At 67.3% G+C, this 21,204-nt stretch carries 20 protein-coding genes, 2 tRNA genes and 2 pseudogenes; 15 read left to right on the top strand and 9 right to left on the bottom strand.

Annotation, left to right across the window (positions count from 1 at the left end; genetic code table 11):
* The 3 genes from A5781_RS01775 to A5781_RS01785 are packed head-to-tail and all read right to left on the bottom strand — an operon-like array spanning position 1 to position 4,447.
* Positions 1-1,596: an acyl-CoA carboxylase subunit beta gene (locus A5781_RS01775; RefSeq protein WP_067200223.1), complete on the bottom strand. Its 1,596-nt coding sequence runs from the start codon at positions 1,594-1,596 to the stop codon at positions 1-3.
* The gene (locus A5781_RS01780; RefSeq protein WP_067200227.1) at positions 1,593-2,741 is read right to left on the bottom strand and encodes an acyl-CoA dehydrogenase family protein; all 1,149 of its coding nucleotides are present in this window, start codon (positions 2,739-2,741) and stop codon (positions 1,593-1,595) included. Before A5781_RS01780 ends, A5781_RS01775 begins: the two co-directional genes overlap by 4 nt.
* Positions 2,738-4,447 carry an acyclic terpene utilization AtuA family protein gene (locus tag A5781_RS01785; protein ID WP_067200230.1) on the bottom strand — a complete coding sequence of 570 codons (1,710 nt, stop codon included), beginning with the start codon at positions 4,445-4,447 and terminating at the stop codon, positions 2,738-2,740. The genes A5781_RS01780 and A5781_RS01785 overlap by 4 nt, the downstream gene beginning before the upstream one ends.
* A gap of 289 nt (positions 4,448-4,736) precedes the next feature.
* Between A5781_RS01785 and rpmF the strand changes: the two genes are divergently transcribed.
* From rpmF to A5781_RS01810, 5 genes are all read left to right on the top strand, one after another.
* Positions 4,737-4,910 carry a 50S ribosomal protein L32 gene (rpmF, locus tag A5781_RS01790; RefSeq protein WP_007168835.1) on the top strand — a complete coding sequence of 58 codons (174 nt, stop codon included), beginning with the start codon at positions 4,737-4,739 and terminating at the stop codon, positions 4,908-4,910.
* Between the two features lie 66 nt (positions 4,911-4,976).
* Entirely contained in the window at positions 4,977-5,666 is a 690-nt protein-coding gene (mprA, locus tag A5781_RS01795; protein WP_067200233.1) for a two-component system response regulator MprA, read from the top strand.
* 16 nt (positions 5,667-5,682) lie between these two features.
* Positions 5,683-7,233: a HAMP domain-containing sensor histidine kinase gene (locus tag A5781_RS01800; RefSeq protein ID WP_067200237.1), complete on the top strand. Its 1,551-nt coding sequence runs from the start codon at positions 5,683-5,685 to the stop codon at positions 7,231-7,233.
* A 75-nt stretch (positions 7,234-7,308) separates the two neighbouring features.
* Entirely contained in the window at positions 7,309-8,778 is a 1,470-nt protein-coding gene (locus tag A5781_RS01805) for a S1C family serine protease (RefSeq protein WP_067200240.1), read from the top strand.
* Positions 8,778-9,335, top strand: coding sequence for a molybdenum cofactor biosynthesis protein B (locus A5781_RS01810; RefSeq protein ID WP_067200243.1), 558 nt, complete (start codon positions 8,778-8,780; stop codon positions 9,333-9,335). The genes A5781_RS01805 and A5781_RS01810 overlap by 1 nt, the downstream gene beginning before the upstream one ends.
* A gap of 4 nt (positions 9,336-9,339) precedes the next feature.
* On the opposite strand, the gene mscL is transcribed toward A5781_RS01810, so the two are convergent.
* The 4 genes from mscL to A5781_RS01830 form a co-directional block, all read right to left on the bottom strand.
* Positions 9,340-9,801, bottom strand: coding sequence for a large-conductance mechanosensitive channel protein MscL (gene mscL, locus A5781_RS01815; protein WP_067200246.1), 462 nt, complete (start codon positions 9,799-9,801; stop codon positions 9,340-9,342).
* Positions 9,802-9,867: 66 nt separating this feature from the next.
* Complete coding sequence (locus A5781_RS01820; RefSeq protein ID WP_067200250.1) at positions 9,868-10,545, bottom strand: SAF domain-containing protein; 678 nt, start codon at positions 10,543-10,545, stop codon at positions 9,868-9,870.
* 66 nt (positions 10,546-10,611) lie between these two features.
* Positions 10,612-10,947 (bottom strand): FmdB family zinc ribbon protein, encoded by a 336-nt coding sequence (locus A5781_RS01825; RefSeq protein ID WP_067200253.1) that lies wholly within the window; start codon positions 10,945-10,947, stop codon positions 10,612-10,614.
* An 88-nt stretch (positions 10,948-11,035) separates the two neighbouring features.
* Positions 11,036-11,635, bottom strand: coding sequence for a 5-formyltetrahydrofolate cyclo-ligase (locus A5781_RS01830; protein WP_067200256.1), 600 nt, complete (start codon positions 11,633-11,635; stop codon positions 11,036-11,038).
* 76 nt (positions 11,636-11,711) lie between these two features.
* Between A5781_RS01830 and A5781_RS01835 the strand changes: the two genes are divergently transcribed.
* The 5 genes from A5781_RS01835 to A5781_RS01855 all read left to right on the top strand — a co-directional run bounded on the left by A5781_RS01835 (position 11,712) and on the right by A5781_RS01855 (position 15,966).
* Positions 11,712-12,623, top strand: coding sequence for a UTP--glucose-1-phosphate uridylyltransferase (locus A5781_RS01835; protein ID WP_067200261.1), 912 nt, complete (start codon positions 11,712-11,714; stop codon positions 12,621-12,623).
* 54 nt (positions 12,624-12,677) lie between these two features.
* Positions 12,678-13,970: a gephyrin-like molybdotransferase Glp gene (gene glp / locus A5781_RS01840; protein WP_067200263.1), complete on the top strand. Its 1,293-nt coding sequence runs from the start codon at positions 12,678-12,680 to the stop codon at positions 13,968-13,970.
* A gap of 21 nt (positions 13,971-13,991) precedes the next feature.
* Positions 13,992-14,645: a GNAT family N-acetyltransferase gene (locus A5781_RS01845; RefSeq protein ID WP_197503653.1), complete on the top strand. Its 654-nt coding sequence runs from the start codon at positions 13,992-13,994 to the stop codon at positions 14,643-14,645.
* A 163-nt stretch (positions 14,646-14,808) separates the two neighbouring features.
* Positions 14,809-15,843: a gephyrin-like molybdotransferase receptor GlpR gene (gene glpR, locus A5781_RS01850; RefSeq protein WP_067200266.1), complete on the top strand. Its 1,035-nt coding sequence runs from the start codon at positions 14,809-14,811 to the stop codon at positions 15,841-15,843.
* A gap of 50 nt (positions 15,844-15,893) precedes the next feature.
* A tRNA-Ala gene (locus tag A5781_RS01855) sits at positions 15,894-15,966 on the top strand.
* A gap of 43 nt (positions 15,967-16,009) precedes the next feature.
* Here A5781_RS01855 and A5781_RS01860 read toward each other — a convergent pair.
* A complete protein-coding gene (locus A5781_RS01860) occupies positions 16,010-17,113 on the bottom strand; it encodes a site-specific integrase (protein ID WP_231990555.1) in 1,104 nt (367 codons plus the stop codon).
* Positions 17,114-17,700: 587 nt separating this feature from the next.
* On the opposite strand from A5781_RS01860, the gene A5781_RS24720 reads away from it, so the two are divergent.
* From A5781_RS24720 to A5781_RS25395, 4 genes are all read left to right on the top strand, one after another.
* Positions 17,701-18,081, top strand: a complete 381-nt coding sequence (locus A5781_RS24720) for a DUF4189 domain-containing protein (RefSeq protein WP_082939178.1) — start codon at positions 17,701-17,703, stop codon at positions 18,079-18,081.
* A 175-nt stretch (positions 18,082-18,256) separates the two neighbouring features.
* Complete coding sequence (locus tag A5781_RS25390; RefSeq protein ID WP_156624295.1) at positions 18,257-18,484, top strand: hypothetical protein; 228 nt, start codon at positions 18,257-18,259, stop codon at positions 18,482-18,484.
* Between the two features lie 310 nt (positions 18,485-18,794).
* Positions 18,795-19,157: a hypothetical protein gene (locus A5781_RS01865; RefSeq protein ID WP_067200272.1), complete on the top strand. Its 363-nt coding sequence runs from the start codon at positions 18,795-18,797 to the stop codon at positions 19,155-19,157.
* 1,290 nt (positions 19,158-20,447) lie between these two features.
* A tRNA-Ala gene (locus tag A5781_RS25395) sits at positions 20,448-20,535 on the top strand.
* Positions 20,536-20,707: 172 nt separating this feature from the next.
* Here the strand turns inward: A5781_RS25395 and A5781_RS26495 are convergent.
* Positions 20,708-20,866, bottom strand: a pseudogene (locus A5781_RS26495) (site-specific integrase); the annotation flags it as partial.
* A 5-nt stretch (positions 20,867-20,871) separates the two neighbouring features.
* Between A5781_RS26495 and A5781_RS26500 the strand changes: the two are divergent.
* Positions 20,872-21,002: pseudogene (locus tag A5781_RS26500) on the top strand (helix-turn-helix domain-containing protein); the annotation flags it as partial.
* Positions 21,003-21,204: the final 202 nt, after the last annotated feature.

Here is a 21,204-nt window from a genome sequence, read left to right on the forward strand (position 1 = left end):
TCACATCCGGAAGACGCCGAAGTTCGACGTCCCCTCGATCGGGCCATTGGCAATGGCGGACAAACACATTCCCAGCACCGTGCGGGTGTCGCGCGGGTCGATCACGCCGTCGTCGTAAAGCATTCCGGACAACACCAGCGGCAGTGACTCGGCCTCGATCTGCCCTTCGACCGCCGCGCGCATCGCGGCGTCTGCTTCCTCGTCGACCTGCTGGCCGCGGGCCTCGGCGGCGGCGCGGGCCACGATGGACAAGACGCCCGCAAGCTGCGCGCCACCCATCACCGCCGATTTGGCGCTGGGCCACGCGAACAGGAACCGCGGGTCATACGCCCGGCCGCACATGCCGTAATGGCCGGCACCATAGGAGGCGCCGATCAACAGCGAGATGTGCGGGACTCTCGAGTTGGAGACGGCGTTGATCATCATCGATCCGTGCTTGATCATCCCGCCTTCTTCGTAGTCCTTGCCCACCATGTAGCCGGTGGTGTTGTGCAGGAACAACAAAGGAGTGTTCGAGCGGTTGGCCAGCTGAATGAACTGGGTGGCCTTTTGCGACTCCTCGCTGAACAGGACCCCGCGCGCGTTGGCCAGGATGCCCAACGGGTAGCCGTGCAGCCGCGCCCATCCCGTCACCAGCGACGAGCCGTACATGGCCTTGAATTCATCGAATTCCGAGCCATCCACGATGCGGGCGATCACCTCGCGCGGGTCGAACGGGACGCGCAGGTCCGCGGGCACGATGCCGATGAGCTCCTCGGCGTCGAACAGCGGCGCGGTCACAGGCCCCGGTGCCGGACCCTGCTTGACCCAGTTCAGCCGGGCCACGATGCGGCGGCCGATGCGGATCGCGTCGAGCTCGTCGGCGGCGAAGTAGTCAGCCAAACCCGAGATGCGGGCGTGCATTTCGGCACCGCCCAGCGACTCGTCGTCGGATTCTTCGCCGGTGGCCATCTTCACCAGCGGGGGACCGGCGAGGAACACCTTCGAACGTTCCTTGATCATCACGACGTGATCGGACATGCCCGGAATGTAGGCGCCACCGGCGGTGGAGTTGCCGAAAACCAGGGCGATGGTAGGGATCCCGGCCGCCGACAGACGGGTCAGGTCCCGGAACATCTGCCCGCCGGGAATGAAGATTTCTTTCTGGGTGGGCAGGTCCGCCCCGCCGGATTCCACCAGCGAAATGACGGGCAGCCGGTTCTCGAATGCGATCTGGTTGGCCCGCAGTATCTTTTTCAGGGTCCACGGGTTGCTGGTGCCGCCCTTGACCGTCGGGTCGTTGGCGACGATCAGGCATTCCACACCGGACACCACGCCGATCCCGGTGACCGTGCTGGCGCCGACTGTGAACGCGCTGCCCCACGCGGCTAGCGGACTGAGCTCCAGGAACGGGGAGTCGGGGTCGACGAGCAGCTCGATGCGTTCCCGCGCGGTCAGCTTGCCGCGGGCGTGGTGGCGCTCGACGTACTTGGGGCCGCCGCCCGCAAGCGCTTTGGCGAGTTCGGCGTCGATCTCCTCGAGCCTGGAGGTTGCCGTCGACGACGCGTCGGCGTAGGCGGGGGACTTGGGATCGAGCGTGGACTGCAGTGTCGTCATGACTGGAATCCCAGCGTCTTGGCTGCAAGTGCGGTCAGGATTTCGGTCGTCCCGCCGCCGATGCCCAGGATCCGCATGTCCCGGTACTGGCGTTCGACTTCGGATTCGGCCATGTAGCCCATGCCGCCGAACAGCTGGACGGCCTGGTTGGCCACCCATTCGCCGGCCTCGACGGCGGTGTTCTTGGCAAAACACACCTCGGCGATCAGGTTGGTCTCGCCGGCCAGCTGACGCTCGACCACGTGGTGAGAGTAGACCCGGGCGACGTCGATGCGCCGGGCCATCTCGGCCAGCGTGTTCTGCACCGATTGCCGCGAGATCAGTGGGCGGCCGAAGGTCTCCCGGTCGCGGCACCACTGCAGCGTCAGGTCCAGGCACCGCTGTGCGCTCGAATAGGCCTGTGCGGCAAGGCCGATGCGCTCGGCGACGAACGCCTGCGCGATCTGCAGAAATCCGCTGTTCTCGACGCCGACCAGGTTGGCCGCCGGCACCCGCGCGTCGACGAAGGACAGCTCGGCGGTGTCCGAGGACCGCCACCCCATCTTGGCCAGCTTGCGGCTCACCTCGAAACCCGGTGTGCCCTTCTCGATCACAAGCAACGAAACACCGGCCGCGCCGGCGCCGCCGGTGCGCACCGCGGTGACGACATAGTCGGCGCGGACGCCCGAGGTGATGTAGGTCTTGGCCCCGTTGACGACATAATGGTCCCCGTCGAGCACCGCCGAGGTTCGTAGGTGCCCGACGTCCGAGCCGCCGCCGGGCTCGGTGATGGCGAGCGCGCCGATCTTGTCGCCCGCCAACGTCGGCCGCACGAACTCCTCGATCAGCCGCTGATCGCCGGAGGCGATCATGTGCGGCACCGCGATGCCGCAGGTGAACAACGAGGCGAAGACTCCACCCGGAGCGCCGGCCTGATGCACCTCTTCGCAGATGATCACCGCGTCCGCGCCGTCACCACCGCCGCCGCCGACCGCCTCGGGGAAGCCCGCGCCCAGCAGGCCGGCCGCCCCGGCGCGCCGGTGCAAGTCGCGCGGCAACTCGCCGATACGCTCCCACTCGTCGGCGTGCGGCAGGATCTCGCGTTCGGTGAAGGAGCGCACCGTCTTTCGCAACTGTTCGCGCTCCGGCGTCGTCCACAGATTCATAGCAGCCTTTCGGGAATGTCGACATGCCGGCCGCGCAGCCATTCACCCAGCCCCTTGGCCTGCGGATCGAAACGGGCCTGATACGCAACGCCCTGGCCCAGAATGCCGTCGATGACGAAGTTGACCGCGCGCAGGTTCGGCAACACGTGGCGGGTGACCTCGAACTCCGCCGCTTCGGGCAGCAGCTCCTTGAGCAGCTCGACGGTCAGCGTGTTGGCCAGCCAGCGCCACTGGTCGTCGGTGCGGACCCAGACCCCGACGTTGGCCGAGCCGCCCTTGTCGCCGCTGCGGGCCCCGGCGATGCGGCCCAGCGGCGCCCTGCGCACCGGCCCGGCGGCAAGCGGCTCGGGCAACGCCGGGGCATCGGCGGGTGCCAACTCCAAAGTCTCGGTGGCGCAGGGGATGTCGGTGCGGGTGCCGTCGGCGTGCACCGCGACGTGCGGCACCTCGTTGGCGTCGACGTAGCCGGCGGTGAACACGCCGTAGACCTGGCCGTCGCCGGGTGGGGCGGTCACGTGAAAACCGGGATAGCTGGCGAGCGCCAATTCGACGGCGGCCGAGGAGAACTGGCGCCCGACGTTCGCGGGATCGGGGTCGCGGACCACGCAGTGCAGGAGCGCGCTGGCGGCTTCCTCGGTGTCGGCGTCGGTGTGGTCGGTGCGGGCGAGCGACCACTGCAGCTCGGCGGGCTTGACGGTCAGCGCGGCCTCGAGCTGCCGGCGCACCAGGTCGGCCTTGGCCTCGATGTCCAGGCCGGTCAGCACGAAGGTCATGGAGTTGCGGAATCCGCCGATGCTGTTCAGCGACACCTTGTAGGTGGGCGGCGGCGGTTCGCCGAGCACGCCGCTGATGCGCACCCGGTCGGGGCCTTCGGCGGACAGCTCCACGGTGTCCATCCGGGCGGTGACGTCGGGGTTGGCGTAGCGCGCGCCGGTGATCTCGTAGAGCAGCTGCGCGGTGACGGTGTCGACGCTGACCAGCCCGCCGGTGCCGGGGTGCTTGGTGATCACCGACGAGCCGTCGGCGTGGACCTCGGCCAGCGGGAAGCCGGCGTGGGTCAGGTCGGGCACCTCCGTAAAGAAGGAGTAGTTGCCGCCGGTGGCCTGCACGCCGCACTCGATGACGTGGCCGGCGACCACGGCGCCGGCGAGCCGGTCGTAGTCGGTGCGGCCCCAGCCGAAGTGCGCGGCGGCGGCCCCGACGATCACCGAGGCGTCGGTCACCCGTCCGGTGACGACCACTTCGGCACCCTCACCCAGGCAGTCGACGATGCCCCAGGCGCCCAGGTAGGCGTTCGCGGTCAGGGGCGTGCCCAGCCCGAGGTCCGCGGCGCGCGCCAGCAGGTCGTCGCCTTCGACGTGGGCGACCCTCGCCGGGATGCCGAGGCGCTCGGCCAGGGCGCGTATCGCGTCCGCCAGCCCGGCCGGGTTGAGGCCGCCGGCGTTGGCGACGATGCGGACGCCCCGGTCACGGGCCTCGCCCAGGCAGTCCTCGAGTTGGGTCAGGAACGTCTTGGCGTAGCCGCGCTCGGGATGCTTCATGCGGTCGCGGCCCAGGATCAGCATGGTCAGTTCGGCCAGGTAGTCGCCGGTGAGATAGTCCACGTCACCGCCGGTGAGCATCTCGCGCATCGCCGATAGCCGGTCGCCGTAGAACCCGGAGCAGTTCGCGATCCGGACAGCGTCGGGGCCAGGAGCAGAGGCCATGCAGTCCTCCAATCTGCGTTTCACCGGTGAGCGCAAACCAACCAACCAACCGGTAGGTTAGCGGGTCGCGCCGGTGTCACGTCAAGGACGCCCACTCGGCCCCGGCGGCGAGATTGCCGCCGTGGTCGCCGACACACCGAGATCACGGCCGTCACGGCAATCTCGGCGCCGGTGGGCGTCGTTTTGGTGAGCAGCAGGCCACCGACTATCCTGATAGCAATCGTCGCACGTTCGGCCCCATGGGCCACGCCGCGCGACAAGCCCCCGACACGAGGAGTTAGGCCCGACCATGGCCGTACCCAAGCGCAGGATGTCGCGCGCGAACACCCGAAGCCGTCGCGCGCAGTGGAAGGCCACCAAGACGGAGCTCGTCGGCGTGACGGTCGCAGGCCAGAAGCACAAGGTGCCCCGCCGGCTGCTCAAGGCCGCCCGTCTCGGTCTGATCGACCTGGACCGGCGTTAGTTAATCTCGGCAAACACCCGGCGCGCCTCTCAGCCCGCTCTCAGGCGTCGGGACGACACTAGGCCCGTGCGGATACTGGTCGTCGACGACGATCGCGCAGTGCGTGAGTCGCTGCGTCGGTCGCTTTCCTTCAATGGCTACTCGGTCGAGTTGGCCCATGACGGGCTGGAGGCGCTCGACATGATCGCCAGCGACCGCCCCGACGCGCTCGTGCTCGATGTGATGATGCCGCGGCTGGACGGCCTCGAGGTGTGCCGTCAGCTGCGCAGCACCGGCGACGACCTGCCGATCCTGGTGCTCACCGCCCGCGATTCGGTCTCCGAGCGGGTCGCCGGGTTGGACGCAGGCGCGGATGACTACCTGCCGAAGCCGTTCGCCCTGGAGGAGCTGTTGGCCCGGATGCGGGCGCTGCTGCGCCGCACCAAGCCGGATGACGATGACGCCGAATCGGTGGCCATGCAGTTCTCCGACCTGACGCTGGACCCGGTGACCCGGGAAGTGACTCGTGGGCAGCGCCAAATCAGCCTGACGCGTACCGAATTCGCCTTGCTCGAAATGTTGATCGCCAATCCGCGCCGCGTGCTCACCCGCAGCCGGATCCTCGAGGAGGTGTGGGGATTCGACTTCCCCACCTCCGGCAACGCGCTGGAGGTCTACGTCGGCTATCTCCGCCGCAAGACCGAGGCCGACGGCGAGCCACGACTGATCCACACGGTGCGCGGCGTGGGCTACGTCCTTCGGGAGACGCCGCCGTGACGACTCACCTGCAACGATGATCCGGTACCAACGACCCCAACGCGTACCGCTGCGTGCCACCAGCTCGTTGTCGCTGCGGTGGCGCGTCATGCTGCTGGCGATGTCGATGGTGGCGATGGTCGTGGTGCTGATGGCATTCGCCGTGTATGCGGTGATTTCGGCTGCGCTGTACAGCGATATCGACAACCAGCTGCAAAGCCGTGCGCAGCTGTTGATCGCGAGCGGTTCACTGGCCGCCGACCCCGGAAAGGCCATCGAAGGCACCGCCTATTCGGACGTCAACGCGATGCTGGTGAATCCGGGTCACTCGATCTACACGGCGCAGCAGCCGGGCCAGACGCTGCCGGTCGGCGCGCCGGAAAAGGCGGTGATCCGCGGTGATCTGTTCATGTCCCGCCGCACCGCCTCGGATCAGCGCGTCCTTGCCATCCACCTGCCCAACGGTTGTTCGCTGCTGATCTCCAAGAGCCTCAAACCCACCGAGGCGGTGATGACCAAGCTGCGCTGGGTGCTGTTGATCGTCGGCGGCGTCGGCGTCGCGGTCGCCGCGGTGGCGGGCGGCATGGTCACCAGGGCGGGGCTACGTCCGGTGGCCCGCCTCACCGAAGCGGCCGAACGGGTGGCGCGCACCGACGACCTGCGGCCCATTCCGGTGTTCGGTAGCGACGAATTAGCCAGGCTCACCGAGGCATTCAACTTGATGCTGCGGGCGCTGGCCGAGTCCCGCGAGCGGCAGGCGCGGCTGGTCACCGACGCCGGACACGAATTGCGCACCCCGCTGACGTCGCTGCGCACCAACGTCGAGCTGCTGATGGCATCGATGGAACCCGGGGCGCCGCGGCTGCCCGACCAGGAGATGGTCGAGCTCCGCGCCGACGTGCTGGCGCAGATCGAGGAATTGTCCACGCTGGTGGGCGATCTGGTGGACCTCACTCGGGACGATGCCGGTCAGGTGGTGCACGAACCGGTCGACATGTCCGAGGTGGTCGATCGCAGCCTGGAGCGAGTCAGGCGGCGCCGCAACGACATTCACTTCAACGTCGACATCACGCCCTGGCAGATGTACGGCGACGCCGCGGGGCTGTCACGCGCGGTGCTCAACCTCTTGGACAACGCGGCCAAGTGGAGCCCCCCGGGCGGGCGTGTCGGCATCACCATGCGACAACTCGACGCGTCGCACGCAGAGTTGGTGGTGTCCGACCACGGGCCCGGCATTCCGCCGCACGAACGCCGGCTGGTGTTCGAGCGGTTCTACCGTTCAACGACCGCACGCGCCATGCCCGGCTCGGGGCTTGGTCTGGCGATCGTTAAAAAGGTCGTGCTGAATCACGGTGGATTGCTTCGTGTCGAGGACACCGTGCCCGGCGGACAGCCGCCGGGAACCTCGTTTTATGTGCTGCTGCCCGGTCGGCGGATGCCCCCGTCGCGGTATCCGACACCTGCCGCGGGTAATTCCGAGGAAGAGTCCGGCACCGACGCCACGGTCCCCGCGGCCGGCGCCCAGTCGAACTCTCGGGAACCCGCGAACGTTATCTCAGTGGACTCTCAGTCCGCGCGGGCAAGGTAGGTCTGCAGCTACTGTTGAAGAACCCAGTCGAGCCGACGAGCCGATACTGAGATAGAGGAAGTGCGACCTAGCGACATGACGAATGACCCGAGGTATTCGCCACCGCCGCAGCAGCCGGGATATCGTCCCGCGCCGAATCAGCCTGCGCCCACCCCGACCCACCCGGGGACCTCTGCTTACGGCCAGGGGCATCAGCAGCCGTATAGCCAGCCATTCGATTGGCGGCATCAATCGCAGACCCACCAATTCCGGCAGCCCTACGACCCGTACAACGGCACCGGTCCGGGCCGGACGCCGGGGGGAACCGGGGCAGGCCCCCTGCCCGGGGCCACCGGGACCGGACCGATTCCCGGCATGCTGCCGCCGATGCTGCCGCCGGGCCCCCAAAAGCGGTCCCGCGCAGGACTGTTGACCGTAGGCGCATTGGCCATCGCGGTGGTGTCGGCGGGCATCGGCGGGGCCGCGGCGACGGCTGTCGAGTTGGGCACGCACACCACCAGCGGCAATGGGCGCAGCGTCATCGGCGCGCCCACCGTCCCGGCGGCGAACATGCCGCCGGGCAGCGTCGAACAGGTCGCCTCCAAGGTGGTGCCCAGCGTCGTCATGCTGGAGACGGATCTGGGCCGCCAGTCCGAAGAGGGCTCCGGCATCATCCTTTCCGCCGACGGGCTGATCCTGACCAACAACCACGTGGTCGCGGCGGCCGCGGGGCCGCCGAAGGGCCCCGCGGCTCCCCCCGGCGGTCCGCCCGGAGGCCCCGGTGGCGGACCCGGTGGTCCGACCCCCAAGACCACGGTGACCTTCGCCGACGGCCGCACCGCACCCTTCACGGTCCTGGGCGCCGATCCCACCAGCGACATTGCCGTGATCCGCGTGCAGGGCGTCTCCGGCCTCACCCCGATCTCCCTGGGCTCCTCATCGGACCTCCGCGTCGGCCAACCGGTGGTGGCCATCGGGTCGCCGCTGGGTCTGTCGGGCACGGTGACCACCGGGATCGTCAGTGCGCTGAATCGGCCGGTGTCCACCACGGGTGAGTCGGGCAACCAGAACACCGTGCTCGACGCGATCCAGACCGACGCCGCCATCAACCCGGGTAACTCCGGCGGCGCGCTGGTCAACATGAACGGCCAGCTGGTGGGCGTGAACTCGGCCATCGCCACCCTGGGTGCCGACTCGCCGGATGCCCAGAGCGGTTCGATCGGGCTCGGCTTCGCGATCCCGGTCGATCAGGCCAAGCGCATCGCCGACGAGCTGATCAGCAGCGGCAAGGCGTCCCACGCCTCGCTCGGCGTGCAGGTGACGAACGACAAGGGCTCCCCGGGCGCCAAGGTCGTCGACGTAGTGCCGGGGGGTGCGGCCTCGAGCGCCGGCGTGCCCAAGAATGTGGTCGTCACCAAGGTCGACGATCGTCCGATCAGCAGCGCTGACGCCCTGGTCGCGGCCGTGCGGTCCAAGGCGCCCGGCGACAAGATCTCGCTGACCTTCCAGGATCCCGCTGGTGGCAGCCGTACCGTGCCGGTGACCCTGGGGAAGGCGGATCAGTAATGCGAGTCGAAGAACCCTCGGCGGCGGGATTGTCGGAGCTCGGTTATACCGTGGCACCCATGGAAACGGGTGCCGAGTTGGTAGTCGGCCGGGCCCTGGTCGTGGTGGTCGACGATCGCACCGCCCACGGGGACGAGGACCACAGCGGGCCGCTGGTAACCGAACTGCTGACCGAGGCCGGATTCGTCGTCGACGGTGTGGTTGCGGTCGCGGCGGACGAGGTCGAGATTCGCAACGCGCTCAACACCGCGGTGATTGGCGGCGTGGACCTGGTGGTCTCCGTCGGCGGTACGGGTGTCACGCCGCGCGACGTCACCCCGGAGGCCACCCGCGAAATCCTGGACCGGGAAATCCTCGGCATTGCCGAAGCCGTTCGGGGCTCGGGGCTGTCCGCGGGGATCATCGACGCCGGACTGTCACGCGGCCTGGCCGGGGTGTCCGGAAGCACGTTGGTGGTGAACCTGGCCGGTTCCCGGTACGCGGTGCGCGACGGAATGGCGACGCTGAACCCGCTGGCCGCTCAAATCATCGGGCAGCTGTCGAGCCTGGAGATCTGACCGCTTAGGTCTGTGACTCGGCGTCGGCGCGCGGGCCGTGCTCGGGTGGGGGCGTTGTGGTCGTGCCGCCGTGCTTGCCCGACGAATCTCCGTTGGTCTGGGCGAGCAGGTCCCGGATTTCGGTGAGCAGAACGACCTGGGCGTCGTCCGCCTGCTCGACCTCACCGCGCTTACGCAGCGTGTTGTACGGCAGCACGACAAAGAAGTAAACGACCGCGGCGATGAGCACGAAGTTGATCGCGGCCGACAGCAAGATGTTCAGGTCGATGGTCTGGCCGCCGCCGATGCTGATCTTCAAGGCGCCGACGTTGGATTGCTGTTTGACGCCGATCCGGTTGATCAGCGGCGCGATGATGCTATCGGTGAACTTCGTGACCAGTGCGGTGAAGGCAGTACCGATGACCACCGCGACGGCCAGGTCGACGATGTTGCCCCGCGAGAGAAACTCCTTGAACCCTTTGAACATTGAGATGTCCTTCCTGGGATTGGACAGAGTTTGCTGTCGGGTGCGTGGCCGACGGCGGCGAGGCACTCAGTGCAGGGTGAGAGTCACCGCCTGACCCAGCGCCGAGCCCGCCACCGTGTTCGCCACGCGGGCCGGCAGCGCAACTAACACTACGCGGTCACCGTCCGCGCCCTGGACCTTTGGCTTGGCCGACACGAGCACCACGACGGCGTCGGTGGCCACCACCTTCGGAGCGGCCTGGGGAGTCTCCGGTGAGCCGGTTGTCGGTGCGGCCAGCACGTCGACGACGTCGCCGACGCGGACGAGGTCGATCAGGGCGCCGTCCGCCAGTCGCAGCGGCACGATGCGGGCGCCGGGCCCCGCCTTCGACGCGATCGCGGCTTCGGCCAGCCGGCTACCCAATAGCCGAACATCGGTGAGCACCTCGCCGCGCCTCGCCGGGCCGGCCAGCGTCGAACCGGCCACGGCGCTGACGTCGGCCAGTGACCCATCGGGAACGGTTGAGGCCAAACGTTTTTCGAGGCGAACGTCGGCGGGGGTCAGCGCGGCGCCCGGCCGCAGGTCGTGATCGGCCACCACCACCTCGGCATAGTCACCGGCCGGGTCGGAGCGCAACGCCGCCAGGGCGGCCAGCACGACGAGCCCGCCGGCGGCGACACGCCGCGCCAGCACGGTCTTGGTCCAATCCGGACGCAGCATCAAGAGGCGGCCGAACAGGCTTGGATTCAGCGATGATTCGCCCACGCCGCGAACGTAAGCGCAACGCGGTCACGGCGCATGCCGGCGGCAAATGCGTTTGTGGATAACCCGTTAGCTCGAGGCGGTGGCGGCGGACGCCGTGGAGGCGCTGCTCGACTTCTCGCCCGAGCCGGATTTCTCGCTCGATCCGGACTTGTCAGCGGATCCCGAGGTCGACCCGGAGTCGCTCGACGACGACCCGTTGGTAGAACTCGTGGACTTCTTGCCGGAGTCGCGGCTGTCGGTGCGGTAGAAGCCGCTGCCCTTGAACACCACGCCCACGGAGTTGAAGCGCTTACGCAGCCGCCCGGAGCAGCTCTTGCAGGTGGTCAGCGCATCGTCGGTGAAGGCCTGCACGATGTCGAAGCGATCGTCGCACTCGGTGCACTGATAGCTGTAAGTCGGCACAAAAACCTCCGGATGATTGCAAAGTCTGTTAGCACTCTAGCGTCTCAAGTGCTAGAACCGCCACGTGACGCCGCTCATTCCCGATCTGTTACCCCAGATTGAGTGGTATTAGTCCTACCCGCGGCGTGAGCGCATCGGTCATCGGTATGTCGTGCGGGTCGGTAGGCAACTCGTCCACCAACTCCGCGTCGCGGACGAGCGCGATCAGCCGGGCGTGGGGGTCGCGGCCGGGCAGGGAGCGGTCGTAGAAACCACGACCCCGGCCTAACCGCACCCCGGAGCGGTCGACGGCCAGCGACGGCACCAGGATCAGGGTCGCCTCCGCGATCGCCGATGCCGGCAGCCACGGCTCCGGAGGCTCCAGCAATCCCCACCGCGCCGATGTCAACGTGCCGGGCCGGTATTCGCCCCAGCGCAACGGCAGCGGCGCGTTGTCGGCGGTGGTGCGCGCAACCGGCAGCAGCACCCGCCCGGCCAGCCGCCGCAACACGTCCACCATGTCGATCGAGCCGGGCTCGGCGCCGACCGGCACGTATGCGCAGACCGTGCTGCCGCTGCTCACGAAGTTTTCCGCGGCCTCCAGTCGCTCGCACAACATGCGCGCCTCGTCGGCCCGAACGGCGTCGGCAACGCGGCGCCGGGCCGCCTGCAACTGTCCCCGCAACACGGCCTTGCCGGTGGTCGCCATGCCTCAACCATTGCAGCCGGGTGTTCGGCCGCGCCACATCGACTCGGCAAACCGTGTTCGGGTTATCGTGTGAACAATGTCAAGCCCAAAAGTGGTGGTCCCACACACGGCGATCGTGCCCGCTGCCGGTCTTGGTACCCGCTTCCTGCCCGCGACGAAAACGGTTCCCAAGGAGCTGCTGCCGGTCGTCGATACCCCGGGCATCGAGCTGGTCGCCGCCGAGGCGGCTGAGGCGGGCGCCGACCGCCTGGTGATCATCACCTCCGCGGGCAAGGACGGCGTCGTCGCGCACTTCGTCGAGGACCTGGTCCTCGAGGGCACGCTGGAGGCCCGCGGCAAGAAGGCGATGCTTGACAAGGTGCGTCGCGCGCCGCAGCTGATCAAGGTCGAGTCCGTGGTGCAGGCCGAGCCGCTGGGCCTGGGGCACGCCATCAGCTGCGTGGAGCCCGCGCTGACGTCCGACGACGACGCCGTGATGGTGCTGCTGCCCGACGACCTGGTGCTGCCGACCGGCGTGCTGGAGACGATGGCGAAGGTGCGGGCGGACCACGGCGGCACGGTGTTGTGCGCCATCGAGGTGACGCCCGAGGAGATCAGCGCCTACGGTGTTTTCGATGTCGAGCCAGTGCCCGGCGACGACAACCCCGACGTGCTGAAGGTCAACGGCATGGTCGAGAAGCCCAAGCGCGAGGACGCCCCGTCGATGTTGGCCGCGGCGGGCCGCTACGTGCTCGACCGCGCCGTCTTCGACGCGTTGCGCCGCGTCGACCGTGGGGTGGGCGGCGAAGTGCAGCTGACCGATGCGATCGCCCTGCTCATTTCGGAGGGCCACCCCGTGCATGTCGTCGTGCATCACGGATCCCGACACGACTTGGGAAATCCCGGCGGCTACCTCAAGGCTGCGGTTGACTTTGCATTGGATCGTGACGACTACGGCCCGGATTTGCGGCGATGGTTGGTGGCGCGGTTAGGCCTGGCCGAGAAGTAGCCGGCCGATGCGCCCGCCCCAAGACGGCGCCCGTCTAGGGCAGAGAGGCGCGCTGTGCGTTCTGTGGAGGAGCAGCAGGCCCGGATAACGGCCGCCGCGGTGGCTCCGCGGCCGATCCGGGTGGCCATCGCCGAGGCGCAGGGGCTGATGTGCGCCGAGGAAGTAGTCACCGAGCGCCCCATGCCCGGGTTCGATCAGGCCGCGATCGACGGTTACGCGGTGCGCAGCGTCGACGTGCTGGGCATCGGCGAAGTGGGCGCGGACAGTCTGGGTGAGCCGCCCGGCGATGCGGAGCTCGACGAAGACCGGCGCGAGGGCCTGGTCCTGCCCGTGATGGGAACCGTCGAGGCCGGTGCGCGCACGCCCAGCCGCCTGCAGCCCCGCCAGGCCGCCCGCGTGCACACCGGGGCCCCGCTACCCACGCTGGCCGACGCCGTCATCCCGTTGCGCTGGACCGATGGTGGCAGCTCGCGGGTGCGGATCCTGCGCGGGGCGCCATCCGGCGCGTACGTGCGCCGCACCGGGGACGATGTGCAGCCCGGTGACGTCGCGGTGCGCGCCGGCACGGTCATCGGCGCGGCCCAGGTCGGCCTGCTGGCGGCGGTCGGGCGCGAACGGGTGCTGGTGCATCCGCGGCCGCGGGTGACGGTGGTGGCCGTCGGCGGCGAACTGGTCGACATCTCGCGCACCCCCGGCAATGGCCAGGTGTACGACGTCAATTCCTACGCGTTGGCGGCGGCAGCCCGCGATGCCGGCGCGGAGGTCAACCGCATCGGCATCGTCAGCGGCGACCCCGGCGAATTCCGCGAAGTCATCGAGGGCCAGATCAACCGGGCCGAGGTGGTGGTGATCGCCGGTGGCGTCGGGGGCGCGGCGGCCGAGCCGGTGCGGTCGGTCCTCTCCGAGCTCGGGGAGATGGAAGTCGTCCGCGTCGCGATGCATCCCGGGTCCGTCCAGGGATTCGGGCAGCTGGGCCGCGACGGTGTCCCGACCTTCCTGCTGCCCGCCAACCCGGTCAGCGCCCTGGTGGTCTTCGAGGTGATGGTGCGGCCGCTGATCCGGCTCTCCCTGGGCAAGCGCCAGCCGATGCGCCGGATCGTGCAAGCCCGCACTTTGTCGCCGATCACGTCGGTTGCCGGGCGCAAGGGCTACCTGCGCGGCCAGCTGATGCGCGACCAGGAGACCGGTGAATATCTGGTGCAGGCGCTGGGCGGGGCCCCGGGGGCGTCCTCGCACCTGCTGGCCACCCTCGCCGAAGCGAACTGCCTCGTGGTGGTGCCCAGCGGCGCCGAACAAATCCGCACCGGCGAGATCGTCGACGTCGCCTTCTTGGCTCAGCGCGGTTAAGTGCAACGACTCCGCGCGCTCGTGAACCTGTTGCGTACTAACGCCCGTCATCCGGGTTGGCCGCTGGACGTCGGGCCGTTGCGCGTCCCGGCGGGGGTGGTCCGGTTGCGGGCGGTGCGGATGCGCGACGGCGCCCAGTGGAGCCGCATCCGGTTGACCGACCGCGCGCACCTCGAGCCGTGGGAGCCCAGCGCGGAGGGCGATTGGACGACCCGGCACACGGTCGCCGCGTGGCCGGCGCTGTGCTCCGGCCTGCGGGCCGAGGCCCGTGCGGGCCGCATGTTGCCCTACGTCATCGAGCTCAACGGGCAGTTCTGTGGCCAGCTGACCATCGGCAACGTCACCCACGGGGCGCTGCGGTCGGCGTGGATCGGCTACTGGGTGCCGCGGTCGGCGACCGGGGGCGGGGTGGCCACGGCGGCGCTGGCGCTGGGCCTGGACCATTGCTTCGGCCCGGTGATGCTGCACCGCGTGGAGGCCACGGTGCGGCCCGAAAACGCCGCCAGCCGGGCCGTATTGGCGAAAGTCGGGTTCCGCCAGGAGGGGCTGTTGCAGCGCTACCTCGAGGTGGACAAGGCGTGGCGGGACCATCTGCTGATGGCCATCACGGCCGAAGAGGTGTCCGGATCGGTGGCCTCGACCCTGGTCCGGGGCGGGCACGCCAGCTGGGCCTGACCGCCCCGAGTGGCGGGCCGCTATGTGGCTACCGCGACACGAGTGACTTGTGGTGCTTGTGAGAGGGAAATTACAGGTGTGTAATTGTCCTGGTCACTAAAGACCCGGCCGCGCTGGCCCCGGTGGGCCCGGCGGGGATCGGAACCGAAGAGAGCAGGTCGTCATGCCAAGCATTCCGCAGTCACTGTTGTGGATTTCGCTCGTAGTGCTCTGGCTGTTCGTCTTGGTGCCGATGTTGGTCAGCAAACGCGACGCCGTGCGGCGCACCAGCGACGTGGCCCTGGCGACCCGGGTCCTCAACGGTGGCGGGAACTCGCGCCTGATCAAACGCAGCGCTCCGGCCGCCGGTCACCGCAGCGACCCCGACTGGAAGCCGCCGGAAGAGTCGGCCGAAACCGAGCTCGACGAGGACCGCGACCTCGCCGAGGATGAGGACGAAGAGCACGGAGACGAACACGACACCGACGAGCTGCGCCAGTTGCGCCCGGTGGTGATGAAGGTCGCGGCTCCCGAGCTCACCGAGCCCGACTATCTCGACGTCGACGTCGTCGAGGACTCGCAGGCGCTCCCGGTGGGCGTGGCGGTCGAGGAGGAGGCCGAGGCCGGCGAGGACGACGAGGATTCCGACACCGACGTGGTCGCCCACAGCGGCGAGGAGGACGACGACGGCTACGAATACGTCGAGGACTCTTCGGGTCTGGAGCCGGAGGCCGAATCCGACGACGAGGAAATGCCGGCGCCGGCCCCCCGGAACGCCTCGCGCCGCCGCCGGTTCGACACCCAGACCGCGGCCGCGGTCAGCGCCCGCAAGTTCGCCTTCCGCAAGCGGGTGCTGATGGTGATGGCCGTCGTCCTGGTGGGCACGGCCACCGCCGCGTTCAAGATTTCGCCGAGCGCCTGGTGGGCGTGCGGCACCGCCACCGCCGTGACGCTGCTGTACCTGGCGTACCTGCGGCGCCAGACCCGGATCGAGGAGAAGGTGCGTCGCCGCCGCATCCAGCGGATGGCGCGGGCGCGGATGGGCGTGGAGAACGCCTACGACCGCGACTACGACGTGGTCCCGTCGCGGCTGCGGCGCCCGGGTGCGGTGGTCCTGGAAATCGACGACGAGGACCCGATCTTCGAGCACCTGGACTACGCGATGCCGATGCGGAACTTCGGTTGGCCCCGGGACCTGCCGCGCGCCGTCGGCGAGTAGTGCCGGCCGTTCGGCGGTTCGCGCCGCGACTGGTAGCCTGCTAGCGATCAGGGGCTATGGCGCAGTTGGTAGCGCGACTCGTTCGCATCGAGTAGGTCAGGGGTTCGAATCCCCTTAGCTCCACACAGAATTCGCGCAGGTCAAACCTGTTGTCGCTGTTAGCTATTCAGCGATCCTCGACCGCCTGGGGGAGCGCTGGGGGAGCAGGAGATTCACCCGAGACCGCCGCTTTCGACGCTTTCGCAGTGGCCGCGTCCAGGCTCGCACCAACGCTGTCGAGGTCGTCATCGAACAAGTCGGCGTAGGTGTCGAGTGTCATCGACGCCTTGGCATGCCCGAGCATCCGCTGCAGCGCTTTCACATGGGCGCCCGCCGACACCGCCAGCGATGCTGCCGTATGCCGCAGATCGTGCGGAGTGATCGACGGGAAATTCTCATCGGCTTTTTGGCATGCCAACACCGCTGGCGCGAACACCCGCGCCCGCCAGTTGCTATTGCGCAGCACCCCGTCGCGCAGATCGGTGAACACCAGATCAGTGCGGGACTTGCCCACCATGCACGCCGACAACTCATCAGCCAGCGCAGCCGGGAACGGCACCGACCGGCGCTCCCAGGTTTTCGGTGTCGACCAGACCAGGCCAGCCCCGGCAGCTTCGGTGACCGAACGGCTCACGTTCACCCGGCGCCGCAGCATGTCGAAATCGCACACCCGCAGCGCTGCCATCTCACCCCACCGTAACCCAGTGTAGGACAAGAACTTTACGACCTCGCCGTTACGATCCACCGCGTCGGCCAGCGCCGCCACCTCAGCGTGAGACAGATAGCCGCGATCAGCGTGCACACGCTTCGGCAGCTTCACCCCCCCCTCACACGGGTTACGGGCCAGCCGGTTGTCCTCGACGGCGGCGCCGAGTACCTGGCGCAACAGCCCGAACGCATTCTCAATACCGGGCACACCCAGGCCATCGGCTTTCATCTTCGCCACCCAGGCCCGCACCGCCGCCGTCCGCACGTCGGCCACCGCCACCTTGCCCCACTGCGGCTCAACACGACTGCCCCAGGCCGATTTACGGGTCGCCGCAGTTTTCGCGCTGATGTGGCTCTGTGCTTTCGACCAGGACTCGTACACCGCGCCGACCGTGACCTGACCGGCCTCCGGTGAGACGTACGTTCCGGCGGCCAACTTCGGGGTGACCTCGTTGTCCAGCCACGACCGCGCATCGCCTTGGCGGTCGAACGCTTTCGAATGCTGCTGACCGTCGCCGTCCACATCGCGTGCCCGCCAACGCAATCCACGGCCATGCTCAGCGCTGAGCACTTTCTCGGCCTTGCCTGCAGCATCCTTGACCGTCTTGTACCAGCGGTCCTCGACACCGGCCCGGTTTGATCGCGTCCAGTGCGTCGGTGGGGCATTTCTGCGGGTAGTCCATGTAACGCGTTACAGAGTTTCCAGAAAGAGTGGCCGACGATCAACGCCGATGCGGCGGTGGCGGAATATATAGCGGTCGTGAATGTTTCAGCTCCCAACGCGTTTCCGAGCATCCCGCGCAACCCCCAGGCCGAGGCCCAGGCCGACGCCGCCGCAGCCGCCTCGTGGACGACACACTGCGCCCGTGTTCATCGCGTATGGTCTTAGCGGCGTCGTCATGGCGGGTTAGCGCGAGGACAATCCCCCACCCGAGCCTTCCGGTCATCCGAGGTGGCGAACACCGTGACAAGGCAGGGCCGAGCCTCATCCCAGCAGCGGTCGACGGTTATCGGCTCAGTGACCATAGGCTCCTCGTGTTGGTGGCGAAGGACCCTACGTGATAGGTCGCTGTGACAGGAGGCTCACGGTATCCGCTCAAGGGGGTATCGATGAACAACAAATTGAACGCAGGCGTCGGTGCACTATTAGCGGGCGTAGCCATGGTTGCCGCCCCGGTGGCTCATTCCGATCCGGGATGGGTGGCCGTTGCGGCCTCCGATCGTGAAGATCACACCCACTGGAGCTGGGGTCCAGCAAGCCAGGGCGCCGCGGAAGGTCAGGCCTTAGCCAACTGCAGAAACACGGGCGGGCCAAACTGTCACGTCATTGCCTCCGGTACGCCGTGCTTGGCGTTGGTGGAGGACGCCGAAGACTATCACTGGGGAATCGCTGGCAACGCCGATGACGCCATGGCGAATGCAAAAGCACGGGCTGTGGGGGAGTTAACTATCGACGGCGTCCACTGCATCTGGGACATAGCGCGTGCCTGACAAAGGTTTCGGGTGTTGTGCCTGAGGCTTAAGGGATGTCGCGTTTTCAGTTGCTTTCGGATGCTCAGTGGGCGTTGATCGAGGATTTGTTGCCGGTGCGGACCGGCAGGCGGGGCAGGCCGTTTGGGGATGCCCGGCAGATGGTGGAGGCACCCGCTGAATGCGATGCTGGCCGATGATCACCGCCGTCCCGGCGTCCCTGGTGCCCGGCGTGCTGGCGGGCGGTGCCCTGCACCAGGTGATGCATGTTGCATCAGGTGACTTTGCTGATGGACATGCACGATGTGCAACGAAGCCGTATCAGAGCTGCTCAGATGCCTATTCGCTGGATCTGCAGGATCCGAGCTTATCGTTTGCTGGTTGCGACGGAAGGACGGGGAATTTCCGCCTTGCTTACGCCTAATCCGTGGTGCTGCAACAGGTTTCGGCTGTTACGGCTGCGCGGCAAACGTCGTCGGGCGAAGAGGGGGTCAACCCCCACTAGCTAGCCGAGCTAACAACCCAACGGTAGACTTACGCGGTATCGCCGCAGGTCAAGGCGGGTCTCAGGACGTGACTCTTTCGTTACAGTGCCCGTGCGCCCTCTGGGGGACGAACGGCCCTATCCGGTGGATCGCGGGGGGTGCAGCCTGGATTCGTTACCGGACTTTCCTGATTCAGCCCAGTGGAATTGCGGAACATGTCGGTTTTTCACAGCGAAAGGGGGAAAGGCCATGGCTGAGGCTGCGTTGTTCATAGGCTGGGGGAGCATGCTGGACGGGCGCGAGAAACGCGCCCTCGAACTCTTCAACAAGTCGATGCACTACTTGGGGAGTCTTCAGGAAGAACGCCGGATCGATCGCTTTGACGTAGCCGTTCTTCCATCAAACGACAGAGACCTGCGGGGCTTCATTCTGATTCGGGGCACGGCGGAGCAGATCGACGCGGTTGGCGATGACGAGGAGTTTCAGCGACTGTTCAACGATGTGCAGGTCGTCGTAGATCGGGTCACGTTCCTCAACGCCTTCGTCGATAAGGCACTCGCTCTGACGATGCACCCAATACAGGATGTGGGTCGGATCGGAGAACTGGGCTGAGCCGACGCCACCTGAGTGGCCGTGAAGCAAGTCGCTGACCTGCGGTAATATATCACCAACCTCACCAGCAACCGTTTGCTGCACTTCGGGCGAAGAGAGGTAGCTGCACGGAAATCACCGGGAAAACCCTGCGATTATCGCCTAAGCCCCTGTGCCAGAACATGTTTCGGCTGCTCTCCGCTCAGATGTAACAAATGTGACACCTGCCCGTTTGCTGGCCACGCCGGAAGCACGCGGGGTTTCCACCTTTGCTTACGCCTACTCCTCTGTGCTACAACAGGTTTCGGCCCTCACGGCTGCGCGAATACGGCTGCTCGGCAACGGACTTCACCAGGAAAACCGGGTGAGGATGGAAGTGTCCACGGCCTGCTCGATCGCCGTGGACACTCTGGGCGGCGCAACCACCCGCGGTTGCCGCCGTTCGTCGCTCAGGGTCGATCTGAGCGGCCACCACAGCGCCAAGCAATTGGCGCGCCGACACACCGGCCAGCCGCCTAGCCCACCGTCGTCGGCATGGGGGTTTACGGTTGCCTGTCTGATCCACCTAGACCAATCACCAGGGGGAGGCCGTCGATGCCCGATGATGACGAAGAGGTCAAGATCCTACGTTTGGACCTGACACCGCAGAGCATGCAGAAGTGGCGCTAGATCAACGAGGCGGACCCGACTCGCTATGTGGTGGTGTTGAAGCTCTCGCGGGAACTCGACCCTTTCGAGCGGTACGCAATCAAGGTGTTTGGGGGCGGCACGCTCATCCCCGCCGTCGATGATCTAGACCTGCTGTGGATGCCTGAAACACGTTAGAGTCTGTGCGGGAACGGATTTCGGAGCTGACCAGGAAGATCAACAATGCGATACAGGCTGCGGAGACACCGAGACGCGATGCCAACGCGGAGGATTCACGGTTGTTCGATCTGCTCAGCGAGATCAACAACGAGCTAAAACGGAATCACCAGTAGACGGTCGGCACGGCGGATTGAGTCGTCGCTGCCGACCGTCACCCACGGCGCCGGGGTGCAGGGTAGGGGTCGGTTGCCCACGGCGGAAGGGTGCGGGATATCCCACAGCCTCCCGCGACCCACTGGACGTGGCGCAGCTCGACGGTGACCGGCTGGCCGTCCTCCACCTTCGCAGCTCGCTAGCAAACCTGATTCAGGATGTTTGCTGGCCTTGGTCAGGGGCCGGGCCGGGGGAACGCTGGGGGAGGATTAATTGCCGTCTAGGTTTCCGGCGACTTCCGGCGACCAGCGTAGCCAACGGTGCTGACCTGCGGTGATGTCGCACAATCAACTGAGCTTTCCACAATCAAACGCCCAGGTGGGCCGATCCGCACTCGTTCGCATCGAGTAGGTCAGGGGTTCGAATCCCTTAGCTCCACAAAGTTTGAGCAGGTCAGGCGCTTGCTGCCCGCGGGGGACTTCCGCCGTCCGCAGAGCGTCCGCAGCAGCTTGGATAGCCGCATCGAGACGGTCCGCAACTTCATCCAGGTCCTCATCGAACAGGTCGCATAAGTGTCGAGAGTCATTGATGCCTTCCCCGTGGCCGAGCATCCGTTGCACGGCTTTCACGTTGGCCCGCTCACGTACCGCGAGGCTGGCTGCCGTGTGGCGTAGATCGTGCGGAGTGATGGTTGGGAACCTGTCGTCCGCCGCCTGACACTTCCGGACAGCGGGACGGAACACACGCGTTCGCCGGTTTGAGTTCCGCAGGACGCCGCCCGAAGGCGTTGGACGCCTCGAAAACGGCTCTCGCGCAACGCATGCATGCCGCCGGGAGTCCGCTAACACAATTGCGGCGACTCTTGGTGTCAGCAGGGCCACGATTTACCGGGTACTCGCCGACTAACCCGACTGGCCCATCGCGGGCGGAGAGCCGTCTTACTGCGGACCCCGAACACGCGAATGAGGCGGTTACTGGCGGGCCACGCGGCGCGGTCCTTCGCGACTGCTGCTGCGAGCCGCCTGCCGACATCAACTACAAAAACGTATGACCTCAGCGGGCGGATTATGAATCTAGCTGGGTAAATGCGAGAGATGATTGACGGGTA

The sequence above is a fragment of the Mycobacterium sp. 852002-30065_SCH5024008 genome, assembly GCF_001665645.1.
Classification (GTDB): Bacteria; Actinomycetota; Actinomycetes; order Mycobacteriales; family Mycobacteriaceae; genus Mycobacterium; species Mycobacterium paraffinicum.